This is a genomic window from Nocardia sp. NPDC056064, from assembly GCF_042266925.1.
GTDB lineage: Bacteria > Actinomycetota > Actinomycetes > Mycobacteriales > Mycobacteriaceae > Nocardia.
This window is the reverse complement of the sequence record NZ_JBHJWO010000001.1, coordinates 2,395,338-2,406,134: the sequence shown is the minus strand read 5'-3', so window position 1 is coordinate 2,406,134 and position 10,797 is coordinate 2,395,338. Positions and strand designations below refer to the sequence as shown.

10 protein-coding genes are annotated in these 10,797 nt (G+C 70.7%); 5 read left to right on the top strand and 5 right to left on the bottom strand.

Going from position 1 to position 10,797, the window contains the following annotated elements; translation table 11 throughout:
* Positions 1-183: 183 nt before the first annotated feature.
* Positions 184-414, bottom strand: a complete 231-nt coding sequence (locus ACFC06_RS11020; protein ID WP_375935380.1) for a mycoredoxin — start codon at positions 412-414, stop codon at positions 184-186.
* 120 nt (positions 415-534) lie between these two features.
* Here ACFC06_RS11020 and ACFC06_RS11015 point away from each other — a divergent pair, with 120 nt between their 5' ends.
* The 3 genes from ACFC06_RS11015 (at position 535) to ACFC06_RS11005 (ending at position 3,555) form a co-directional block, all read left to right on the top strand.
* Positions 535-2,691: an ATP-dependent DNA helicase UvrD2 gene (locus ACFC06_RS11015; protein WP_375929593.1), complete on the top strand. Its 2,157-nt coding sequence runs from the start codon at positions 535-537 to the stop codon at positions 2,689-2,691.
* Positions 2,692-2,801: 110 nt separating this feature from the next.
* Complete coding sequence (locus tag ACFC06_RS11010; RefSeq protein WP_375929592.1) at positions 2,802-3,128, top strand: hypothetical protein; 327 nt, start codon at positions 2,802-2,804, stop codon at positions 3,126-3,128.
* A 172-nt stretch (positions 3,129-3,300) separates the two neighbouring features.
* A complete protein-coding gene (locus ACFC06_RS11005) occupies positions 3,301-3,555 on the top strand; it encodes a WhiB family transcriptional regulator (protein ID WP_375935377.1) in 255 nt (84 codons plus the stop codon).
* Positions 3,556-3,618: 63 nt separating this feature from the next.
* Here ACFC06_RS11005 and ACFC06_RS11000 read toward each other — a convergent pair whose 3' ends face one another.
* Entirely contained in the window at positions 3,619-4,200 is a 582-nt protein-coding gene (locus ACFC06_RS11000; RefSeq protein WP_375929591.1) for a helix-turn-helix domain-containing protein, read from the bottom strand.
* Between the two features lie 193 nt (positions 4,201-4,393).
* On the opposite strand from ACFC06_RS11000, the gene ACFC06_RS10995 reads away from it, so the two are divergent.
* Together ACFC06_RS10995 and ACFC06_RS10990 are read left to right on the top strand one after the other, a co-directional pair.
* Positions 4,394-5,497, top strand: coding sequence for an aryl-sulfate sulfotransferase (locus ACFC06_RS10995; RefSeq protein WP_375929590.1), 1,104 nt, complete (start codon positions 4,394-4,396; stop codon positions 5,495-5,497).
* Positions 5,485-6,795: a uracil-xanthine permease family protein gene (locus ACFC06_RS10990; protein WP_375929589.1), complete on the top strand. Its 1,311-nt coding sequence runs from the start codon at positions 5,485-5,487 to the stop codon at positions 6,793-6,795. The genes ACFC06_RS10995 and ACFC06_RS10990 overlap by 13 nt, the downstream gene beginning before the upstream one ends.
* Here the strand turns inward: ACFC06_RS10990 and ACFC06_RS10985 are convergent.
* The 3 genes from ACFC06_RS10985 to ACFC06_RS10975 all read right to left on the bottom strand — a co-directional run bounded on the left by ACFC06_RS10985 (position 6,792) and on the right by ACFC06_RS10975 (position 10,684).
* Positions 6,792-8,141, bottom strand: a complete 1,350-nt coding sequence (locus ACFC06_RS10985) for an ABC1 kinase family protein (RefSeq protein WP_375935374.1) — start codon at positions 8,139-8,141, stop codon at positions 6,792-6,794. The two genes, ACFC06_RS10990 and ACFC06_RS10985, sit on opposite strands and share 4 nt — an antisense overlap.
* Before the next feature lie 44 nt (positions 8,142-8,185).
* Positions 8,186-9,061: a TOMM precursor leader peptide-binding protein gene (locus ACFC06_RS10980; RefSeq protein ID WP_375929588.1), complete on the bottom strand. Its 876-nt coding sequence runs from the start codon at positions 9,059-9,061 to the stop codon at positions 8,186-8,188.
* A gap of 210 nt (positions 9,062-9,271) precedes the next feature.
* Complete coding sequence (locus ACFC06_RS10975) at positions 9,272-10,684, bottom strand: zinc-dependent metalloprotease (RefSeq protein WP_375929587.1); 1,413 nt, start codon at positions 10,682-10,684, stop codon at positions 9,272-9,274.
* Between the last annotated feature and the right edge of the window lie 113 nt (positions 10,685-10,797).

The window sequence follows — 10,797 nt, the reverse complement described above, 5'->3', positions numbered from 1 at the left end:
GCCCCTGGGGGGCCCGTCGGTCAGGCACCGATGCTTGCTCCTTCGTCGCCTACGCAGCGGCACCTGACCGCCGGGCCGGGCCGCGAACGGGACCCTCCTCGAGGTCGGGTCGTGCGGGGCTGGGTTGGGCGGGTGGGGGCCGCGGCGGGGGCGCGGACCTTCTCGTGTGCGGGTGCCCGGTGACTACGCCTGGGTGGCCAGGGCCTGCTTGACCTGGGCCAGCGACGGGTTGGTGGCGGTGGAGCCGTCGCGGTACTTGATGGTGGGGACCACGTGGTTTCCGTTGTTGACGCTGCCGACGAACTCGGCCGAGGCGGGGTCGTCTTCGATGTCGATCACCTGATAGGTGATGCCCGCTTCGTCGAGCTGGGTCTTGAGGCGGCGGCAGTAGCCGCACCAGGTGGTCGAGTACATCGTCAGATCAGGGGTTGCTTCAGTCACGCGATGTGCAACGCGCGAGGTGGTCGTGGTGTTCCTGACCGGGCGGCGGGGCCGGGGAGCGGGCGCGGCGGCGGGTTGTCGGCGGGCGCTGTCATGATGGTGCGCGTGCCAGCACTCGATCTCAGCGTCCTCGACCCGGAACAGGCCGCCGCGGTGCGAGCGCCCCGGGGGCCGGTGTGTGTGCTCGCCGGCGCGGGCACCGGCAAGACCAGGACGATCACCCACCGCATCGCGCATCTGATCGCGGGTGGGCACGTCAAGCCCGATCAGGTGCTCGCGGTCACCTTCACCGCCCGCGCGGCGGGGGAGATGCGCGGCAGGCTGCGCGCGATGGGGCTCGGTGGCGAGGCGGGGCAGGTCCAGGCCCGCACCTTCCACGCCGCGGCGCTGCGGCAACTGCGTTATTTCTGGCCGCAGGTGGTCGGCGATGTGCCGTGGCAGTTGCTCGACAGCAAGTTCCCGGTGGTCTCCCAGGCCGCGCACCGCGCGGGGCTCGGCACCGCGACGGAGATGATCCGCGACCTGCTCAGCGAGATCGAGTGGGCCAAGGCCTCGCTCATCGCCCCCGAGGACTACCCGGCCGCCGCCGCGCGCCACCACCGCGACATCCCGGCCGAGGCGACCAGGGTCGCCCAGGTGTACGCGGGCTACGAATCGGCCAAGACCTCCGCCGACGGGCTGCTGCTCGACTTCGACGACCTGCTGCTGCACACCGCGGCCGCGCTCGAGGACTACCCGGCGGTGGCCGACGAGTTCCGCGGCCGGTACCGCAGTTTCGTCGTCGACGAATACCAGGACGTCACCCCGTTGCAGCAGCGCGTGCTCGACGCCTGGCTGGGCGACCGCGACGATCTCACCGTCGTCGGTGACGCCAACCAGACCATCTACTCCTTCACCGGCGCCACCCCCGACTACCTCCTCGATTTCTCCCGCCGCTTCCCCGACGCCACCGTCATCCGGCTCGAACGCGACTACCGCTCCACCCCGCAGGTGGTGTCGCTGGCCAACCGGGTGATCGGCGCGGCCCGCGGCCGGATCGCGGGCACCCGGCTGGCGCTGATCGGGCAGCGCCCCGACGGCCCGGAACCGGAATTCGCCGAGTATCCCGACGTGCCCGCCGAGGCCGCCGATATCGCGGCCCGCATCAAGAAACTGATCGCCGCGGGGACACCCGCCGCCGAGATCGCGGTGCTCTACCGGATCAACGCCCAGTCCGAACCGTTCGAACGGGCCCTGAGCGCACGCGAGATCCCCTTCCAGGTCCGTGGCGGCGAGGGCTTCTTCCAGCGGCCGGAGGTACGGCAGGCGGTTCTGGCGCTGCGGCAGGTCGACGCGCGCGACGACCTGCCCGACGAGGCGCGCGGCGGCGCCGAGCTGATCACCCTGGTGCGGGCCGCGCTGGCACCGGTCGGGCTCACCGCCGAGGAACCGGCGGGCGCCCAGGCCAGGGAACGCTGGTCCTCGCTGCTGGCCCTGGTGCAGCTCACCGAGGAACTCGTCGGCCACGACGAGGAGATCGACCTCACCGGCCTGCTGCGCGAACTGGCCGCCCGCGCCGAGGCCAAACACCCGCCGACCGTCGACGGCGTCACCCTGGCCTCGCTGCACGCGGCCAAGGGCCTGGAATGGGACGCGGTGTTCCTGGCCGGCGTCAGCGACGGGACACTGCCCATCCAGCACGTCCTCGGTGACGACGGGAAGGCCACCGACCCGGCGGCACTGGAAGAGGAACGCCGGCTGCTCTACGTGGGCGTCACCCGGGCGCGCGAGCACCTGACCATCTCCTGGGCGCTGGCGCGCACCGAAGGCGGCAGGCGGGTGCGCAGACGCTCGCGCTTCCTCACCGGTCTGGTCCCCGACGAATCACCCGCCTCGCGGATCGCGACCACCGCCACCGGCGGCAGGGACGACGACGGCAAACGCCCGCTGTGCCGGGTCTGCGCCAAGCCGCAGATCGGCACCTACGCCACCATGCTCGGCCGGTGCAGGCGCTGCCCGGCCGAACTCGACCAGGATCTGCTCGACGCGCTGAAGGACTGGCGGGCCGAGAAGGCCGAGGTGCTGCGGGTGCGCGAGTTCGTCGTGTTCACCGACACCACGCTCACCGCGATCGCCGAACAACTGCCCGCCGACGACGCGGCGCTGGCCTCGATCGCGGGCATCGGCGCGAAGAAGATCGAGCAGTACGGTGCCGACGTGCTCGCCATCGTGTCGTCACGTTTGCGGGCAACAACACAAAACCGCAGGTAGAAAATAGGTTGTTCGGTTCTCGATCATTGCCTATGGTGGAGAACACGCACCGAGAGTGATCTCGGTGCGCGGTAATTATCAGCACACGAGTTCAGGAGGGAGGCAGTCAGATGAACAGCAACACCGCATTGTTCGCGATGGGCAATCGCGCGCTGGTGAACGCGTCCATGGTTTCCGCCTCCCGGGGGGTCCTCGCTCTGCAGGGGACCGGTCTGTCCGGCGTCGATACCAAAGCTGTGCCGATGACTCTCGTGCATCAGCGCACCCCGATTCGTCTCCAGGGCAAGCCCAGCGTGGGTTGGCAGCCGACCGCCGTTCCGGCGTCGGCCGCTTCGTTCGATGAAATCGGGTACGCACCCGAGTTCGCCGGCGCAATCCGCCTCCGTGTCCACCCAGCGACCGTGCTCAGGTCTCGGCAGAAATGCCGAACTAGGTAGGGAAACTCCTCCCAGACCTCCTGGCCACGGATCGCGAGAAGCGAATCCCGTGGCCTTTTTCTTTCGGCTCCCGCCGCAGGCTCCGGGTTCGCACACCGAAACCACGACTGCAAACGAGCTGAAGGAGAACGACGTGTTCACCGCCCAGGACTGGCCGAGCGCCACTACTGACGTGACATGCCGAACCGTGGCGTCCCTGCCCTGCCGCGCCGGAAACCCTGATCTGTGGTTCGCCGAGAGCCCCACCGATCTCGAGCAGGCCAAGACCCTGTGCGCCGCCTGCCCGATCCGTAAGGGCTGCCTGACCGCGGCCATCGACCGCGCCGAGCCGTGGGGTGTGTGGGGCGGTGAGATCTTCGACCAGGGTGTCGTGATCGCCCGCAAGCGCCCCCGTGGCCGTCCGCGCAAGGTCGCGATCCCGGCATGAACCCGGGAAAAGGGTTGTACCGCAAGCGAACCGCTCACCGAGTTCTGGTGGGCGGTTCGTTTGTCATGTGCGGGAGTTGCGTTTGACGGTGCGGCCGTCGGCGACGGCGAGGACCAGCGTGGTGGTGTCCGGGGAGTGCGCCCACCACCGGTGCTTCTCGCCCGCCCGGCAGTAGTAGGTGTCGCCGGGGCCGAGTTCGTGCTCGGTGCCGTCGGCGACGAGGGAGATGCGTCCGCGCACGACGTGGATGATCTCGTCGCCGCGATGGGTGAAATCGCGGTCGCCGCGGTCGGTGCCGCCGGTGAATTCCAGGGCGCGCAGGTCGCGGTCGCCGTGCACGAGCGCGCGCACGGTGCCCGCGCCGGGATCGGACTGCGGGAGCGTGGTGTTCTCGTCCGCGCGGACCAGCGGCGCGGCGGCGGTGTCGTCGGCGGCGGCCAGCAGCGCGGTGGCGGTGGTGGCGAGGGCGTCGGCGATCTGCTGGAGCGAGCGCAGGCTGGTGTTGGTGTGGCCGTTCTCCAGCTGGCTCAGGAACGACGGGGACAGGCCCGTCTCGGCGGCCAGGCGGGCCAGCGTGTGCCCGGCGGCGCGGCGCCGATCGCGGATGACGGCTCCCAGCTGGGTGTTCCGGATGTGCTCGCCCACCTGTCGCCTTCCTTGCTTGCGCGTGCTGTAGCAGTGACTGTAATGAATCCGGCGTGGTCGGTGCGGTGGTGCGGCCGGGCTCTCGGCCGCCCGACCTGGGCGTGAGCCGGTTTCGCGCACCGTGATCGGAACCGTTCCGCTGTCGCCCAGCGTACTGAATATTCAGTGGCATCGAATTTTCAGGAGAGGCGGCATGGAACAGAACACCCTCAAGCGGCGGGGCGTCGGGCTGATCGGCAGCGATGTGGCGCTGGCCTCGCCCGGCTACACGCTCTACGCGCCCCTGGCCGGGGACGGCCGGGTCGACCTGGTCGATCTCGGCGGCGAGATCGCGCACCGGTGGCAACTGCCGTACCGGCCGGGCCGGCACGCGCGCATCCTGTCCGACGGCAGCCTCGCCTACAACGGCCTCACCCTGGCCCGGCCGCCGCTGTTCGCCATGTGGCGCAAGTACTCCGGCGGGTCGATGGCCCGCTACGACCACACCGGCGCACTCCTCTCGGAGATCCGCGACGACCTGCAGCACCACGACGCGCACCACTACGACGACGGCAGCGTCCTCTACACCGCCGTCGAACCGCTGACCGGCGCGGCCGCGGCCCGCGTCCAAGGCGGCGTGCCGGGGACCGAAGCCGACGGGATCGTCTGGTCCGACGTGATCCGCGAGGTGGACCCCGACGGCACCCTGCGCTGGCAGTGGCGCGCCGTGGAGCACCTCGATCCCGCGGAATTCGGTCTGCAGCCGCACTATTGGCGCGAGCACTGGCCGCTGATCAACAGCGTCCACCCGCTCGGCGAACACACCGTGGTGGCCAGCCTGCGCAGCGTCTCGGCGGTGATCCTGATCGATCGGCGCACCGGCGCGGTCACCACCCTGGCCGACCGGACCGTGCTCGCCCAGCAGCACCACGCCACCCCGCTCGGCGACGGCCGGATCCTGGTGTTCGACAACGGCACCTTCCGCACCGGCGAATCGGTGACCTACAGCCGGATCGTCGAAATCGACACGGCCACCGGCGAGATCGGCTGGACCTACCAGGACTCCCCGCGCGAGGCGTTCTTCACCCCCTTCATGGGTGGCGCGCAGCGGCTGCCCAACGGCAACACCCTCATCACCGAGGCCGCCTTCGGGCGGATCTTCGAGGTGACCCCGGACCGGCGGATCTGCTGGGAGTACGTGGTGCCCTCGTTCACCGAATACCCCGATCCCGACACCGCGCGGGTGTTCCCCGGCGTCTCCAACGCCATCTTCCGCGCCTACCGCTACACGGCCGAGGAACTGCCGTGGCTGCGGTGAGCGCACCGGCGGTGGCACCCGTCGACGAGATACCGCCCGCCGGACGGGCTTTCGCCGGTGCCTTGCAGCACCTGGTGGTGATGATCGCGATGCCGCTCACCTCGGTACTGCTGATCAGCCGCAGCCTGCACCTCGACGACGACGCGGCCCGCGCCCTGCTGTGTGGCGCCCTGTTGTTCAGTGGCATCGGTACCCTCCTGCAATCGAGCGGACGTTACGGACTCGGAGCCGGGCTGCCGTTCGTGATGCTGCCCGGTGGCGCGGCGGTGGTGCTGTTCATCCAGATCGCGCAGACCTACGATCCGGCCACCGCGACCGGCGCGGTGCTGATCACTGCCGTCGCCGGTATCGCGCTGGTGCCGGTGGCGCGGCGGCTGGTGCGGTTCCTGCCCATGGTCGTGATCGCGAGCATGATCCTGGTGATCGGGGTCAACCTGGTGAAGGTCGGCGCGAACCTGATCACCTCGGCCGAGGACCCCACCCCGATCCGCTCGGTCGGCATCGCGGGCGCGACCATCGTCGCGACCGTGCTGGCCCACCGGTTCCTGCCCACCGGCTGGCGCCGGGTCTCGGTACTGATCGGCATGGCCATCGGCACCGCGCTGGCCGCCGCGCTCGGGCAGTTCGACCTGCAACCGGGCGACGCCGTGGTGCAACTGCCCGAGCCGTTCCTGTTCGGCGCACCCCACTTCGATCTGCTCGCCGCCCTGCCGCTGCTGGTGTTCAGCATCGGCTCGATGGCCGAAGCCACCGGTCAGACGGTGCTCAACGCCCAGGTGGTCGGCAAGCGGATCGACACCGCCCCCACGGTCGGTCGCACCATCCGCGGCGACGCGGTGACCTCACTGCTGTCCGGCCTGTTCGGCGGCCCGACCATGGTGACCAGCGGCGAGAACATCGGCCTGATCCGGCTCACCGGGGTCCGCAGCCGCTATGTCACCGCGCTGACCGGCCTGCTGCTGATCCTGGCGGCCTTCCTCGCTCCGATCGGCCGGATCGTGAACTCCCTGCCGGGCCCGGTCGTCGGCGCCACCGCGGCCATCGTCTTCGCCACGATCATCGCCTCGGCGATCGGCCTGTTCCGCCAGGTCGACCTGGACGACGACGCGGCCCTGCTCACCACCACCGCGGCCCTCACCGCCGGGCTGCTGCCGATCCTGGTGCCCGGCCTCTACCGCGGTTTCCCCGACGACCTGCGCCTGCTGCTCGGCAGCGGGGTCACCATGGCCGCCGTGGTGGGCGTGGCGGTGCACCTGCTGTGCACGCTCGGCAGACGCCGGGCGCAGGCCGAACGCTAAGACGCCCGCTCGGCGCGGAAACCGGGGACCCAGGTGCGCACCAGGTTCATGAACCCGAGTTCCGCGTCGAGCTGGGCCAGGATGCCCACCGATCCACCCAGCACCCGGAAGATCATCAGGTACTGCGGCGGGAGCTGCAGCGCGCGTGCGGTTTTCATCTCCGGGCTGGAGAACTCCGAGGCCTTGCCCGCCACCCGCTGCATCCAGCGGCGGGTGAAGTGGAAGGTGTCGGTGCGGATCGGATCGCTGAACGGGCGCAGATACGCCTCGATCTCCGCGTGGGTCACCGTGCGGCCCGGGATCACCCAGCCGTGCTCGTAGAGCAGTTCGGTGAGCGCCGCGTGCTCCTCGTCGACGGCCAGGGCCAGCATCCGGCCGAGGATCTCGGGGAAACCGTCGGGCATCGGCGCGCAGGCGCCGTAGTCGAGCACCGCCAGCCTGCCGTCTGCCAGGATCAGGAAGTTGCCGGGATGCGGGTCGCTGTGCAGCAGGCCGGCCAGCTCCGGGGAGGAGAAGTGGAAGGTGCCCATGAGCTCGGCGATCCGGTTGCGCTGGACCCGGGTGCCCTCGGGGTCTTCGGCACCGGCCTTGATCAGCGCCGAGACCGGGGTGCCGTCGAGCCACTCGGTGACGATCACCTTCGGCGCGCCCGCCACCACCTTGGGCACCACGATGTGCGGGTGCCCGTCGAAGGCGGCGGCGAAGCGGCGCTGGTTGGCGGCCTCGGTGCGGTAGTCGAGTTCCTCCTCGGTGCGCTCGGTGATCTCGGCCAGCAGCGGCTTCACATCGGCGCCCGGGATCACCGAGGACAGCAGGCCCGTCATCCGCGACAGCGTCTTGAGATCGGCGCGCAGCGCCTCGTCGGCCCCGGGGTACTGCACCTTCACCGCCACCGACCGGCCGTCGGACCAGACCGCCCGGTGCACCTGACCGATACTGGCCGAGGCCGCCGGGGTGTCGTCGAAGGACTGGAACCGTTCGCGCCACTTGGTGCCCAGCTGCTGGTCGAGCACCCGGTGCACGGTCGCGGCGGGCATCGGCGGCGCGGCGGCCTGCAACTTGGTGAGCGCCTCGCGGTAGTGCTCGCCGAACTCCTCCGGGACCGCGGCCTCCATCACGCTCAGCGCCTGGCCGAACTTCATCGCCCCGCCCTTGAGCTCGCCGAGCACGGTGAACAACTGCTCGGCGGCCTTCTGGTTCAGCGTCGCGTTGATCTCCTGCTTGTCACCGCCGACGAGCTTCTTGCCGAAACCGACGGCGGCTCGTCCGGCGATGCCGAGGGGAATCTTGGCCAACTTGGCATTGCGGCTGGAACTGCGGCGCACGATCTCGGACACGTTACCCATCATGGCCGAACCCCTGCCCTGTGTGCCATGGGAATGCTCACACCTCATGGTTTGGCCTCCGGTTCGCCGCTGCCCAGCGCGCGGCAGCCGCAGTCCGGATGCGGCGGCCACGGGCGCCGATACACCTGGTGGGTGTCCAGATCCAGTTCCAGGGTGGCGTCGAGGGTGCCGGGCCGCCGCGACGGTGAACACGCGACGATCGCCTCGAGCTCGTTCATGGTCAGCGCCGTCGTGGCGGCGATACCGGCGGGGGAGGCGTGCCCGGTCCGGCCCAGCAGCTGGGCGGCCAGATGCGGCCAGTCGGCATCGAATCCGGTGCGGGTCAGATCGGCGCACCGCAGGCAGCTGGTCTCACCGGGCAGTACCAGCGGCCCCACCACACCGACACCGTCGCGCACCCGCACCTGCAGGTGCGGCACCCGGCGCAGCACCAGGTCCACCGAGAGCCGCGGGTCGGCCATCAACGCGTCGGTGAGCACCACCAGATCACAGCCCGCGGCCCCGACCGGGGTGTCGGAGCGGTACTCCCGCGACCGCGTGGGCCGCAACCCCATGCGACGCAATCCGATCGCCACCGCGTCCGACAGCGGCCCGAGCCCGTGCACGGTGACATTGCGGATCCTGGCCTGCCTGCGTTCCGGTTGCAGCAGCAGCCCGGCGCGTTCGATGGCGGTGAGCAGGTCGAGCGTCCGCGCGGGACTGATCCCGAATTCCCCGGCCCGCCAGATGATCTGCGGCCGGGACTGCATGCCGTCGAGCAGCCGCAGGAACGCGAGCACCGTGCCGGTGTCGAGTTCGGTGGTCTCGAGCAACAGCGCGCGTTCGGGGTCCCAGCCCAGCTGGACGGTGCCCGACGGTCGAACCAGGGTGGTGACGCGGGGGTGGAGCATCGGCCCGCGCAGCGGCGTCGTGGTGGTCATGCCAGAAGTATCGGCACGAGCCCGTCGCGAACCTGGTGCCGAAACCGTAGTTATCCACAGGCTTTCGGCGTGTCGGACACCGGGACGGCAGCTGTGGACAACCCGCGCTGCCGCCGTTCACGCCCGCGAGTCGGCACCCGTCCCGCGTGCGAAGCCGTGTCGCGGCACCGGTTTCCCGAGATTTTTCGTCGGCCCGCTTGCGCGGCCCGCTCAGCGCTGCTCGGTACCCGATTCCGGGTCGTCGCCGGAGGACTTGCCGCGCTCGGCCTCGTCGCGCTCACGCGCCTCGGTCTCGGCCAGCTGGGCCAGCGGGTCGTCGAAAGCGCCGGTGCCGCCGCCGATCACGGAATCGATGAACCCGGCGGGAGCGTCGAGATCGCTGGAGTCGGGCAGCAGATCGGGGTGGGCCCAGACACCGTCGCGGCGGTCGACGCCCGCGTCCACGGTGAGCCTGCGCCACAGCGCCGCGGCCTCGCGGACCTTGCGCGGGCGCAGTTCCAGGCCGACCAGGGTGGCGAAGGTCTGTTCGGCCGGGCCACCGGTCGCGCGGCGGCGGCGCAAGGTCTCCGACAGCGCGTTCGCCCCCGGCAGCCGTTCGCCGACCGCGTCGGTGACCACCACGTCGACCCAACCCTCGATCAGCGCCAGCAGCGTCTCCAGCCGCTCGAGCGCCTGCTTCTGCTCGGGTGTGGTCTGCGGTTCGAAGGTGCCCTGCGACAGCAGCTCCTCGAGCTTGGACGGATCGCTCAGCGCCATCGGGTCGATGCCCTGGGCGGCCTCCTCCAGCGCGGAGAAGTCCATCTTGATCCCGCGGGCGTAGTCCTCGACCGCGCCGAGCACCTGCTGACGCAGCCACGGCACGTGCGCGAACAGCCGCTGGTGGGCGGCCTCGCGCGCGGCCAGGAACACCATGATCTCGCTCTCGGGCTGCTCGAGGCCCTCGCTGAACGCCGAAATGGCCGTCGGCAGCAGTGCCGCGGTGCCCGCCGGGCCCAGCGGCAGCCCGATATCGGTGGAGGTCAGCACCTCCTTGGCCAGCTGACCCAGCGCCTGCCCGAGCTGCGAGCCGAAGGCGAGTCCGCCCATCTGCCCGAGCATGCCCACCATCGGCCCGGCGAACTGCTTGGCCTCCTCCGGCAGCTGCGCGGTCCACATCCCGGAGATCGACTCCGCGACCGGATCGCACAGCCGCTTCCAGGTGGGCAGGGTCTCCTCGATCCAGTCGTTGGCCGTCCAGGCCACCGTCTTCGTGGCGCCGGCGGGCAGCACGGTGGCGCCGCCGAGCCACAGTTCGGCCAGGTGCGCGGCGTCGGTGACCGCCGTGGTGGTGCCCGACGCGATCGGGGCCACCGAGGCGCCGAGTTGCTGGCGGGCCAGACGTTTGGCCACGTCGTAGTTGACCGGGCCGGACTGGCCGCCGCCGGGGCCCATGCCCTGGCCCATGCCGCTGATCATCTGCCCCAGCTGGGTCAGCATCTGACCCAGCTGCGAGGGGTCGAACCCGCCCGCGCCCGCGGCACCGAACCCGAACGGGTCGGATCCGCCGGGGCCGTTGCCCTCGTCGCGACGCTTGCCGGACTCGTCGTCGTCGCGGTTCGAGAAGCCGAAGGGGAGATCGCTCATACCCCTTACGTTACGCGGGACCCCCCGGGCCTCGGTGTTCGCGGATCGCGAAATCGCGCCACACGCGGACGCGGCAAAAGCGTGCCACTGCCGTCGGTCGCCCCGGTCGATCA

Excerpts from the sequence above, each read along its gene's own strand:
- ACFC06_RS11010 (WP_375929592.1), top strand. The coding sequence starts at position 2,802 with ATGAACAGCAACACCGCATTGTTCGCGATGGGCAATCGCGCGCTGGTG.
- ACFC06_RS11015 (WP_375929593.1), top strand. The coding sequence starts at position 535 with ATGATGGTGCGCGTGCCAGCACTCGATCTCAGCGTCCTCGACCCGGAA.
- ACFC06_RS10995 (WP_375929590.1), top strand. The coding sequence starts at position 4,394 with ATGGAACAGAACACCCTCAAGCGGCGGGGCGTCGGGCTGATCGGCAGC.
- ACFC06_RS11020 (WP_375935380.1), bottom strand. The coding sequence starts at position 414 with ATGTACTCGACCACCTGGTGCGGCTACTGCCGCCGCCTCAAGACCCAG.
- ACFC06_RS10985 (WP_375935374.1), bottom strand. The coding sequence starts at position 8,141 with ATGGGTAACGTGTCCGAGATCGTGCGCCGCAGTTCCAGCCGCAATGCC.
- ACFC06_RS10975 (WP_375929587.1), bottom strand. The coding sequence starts at position 10,684 with ATGAGCGATCTCCCCTTCGGCTTCTCGAACCGCGACGACGACGAGTCC.
- ACFC06_RS10980 (WP_375929588.1), bottom strand. The coding sequence starts at position 9,061 with ATGACCACCACGACGCCGCTGCGCGGGCCGATGCTCCACCCCCGCGTC.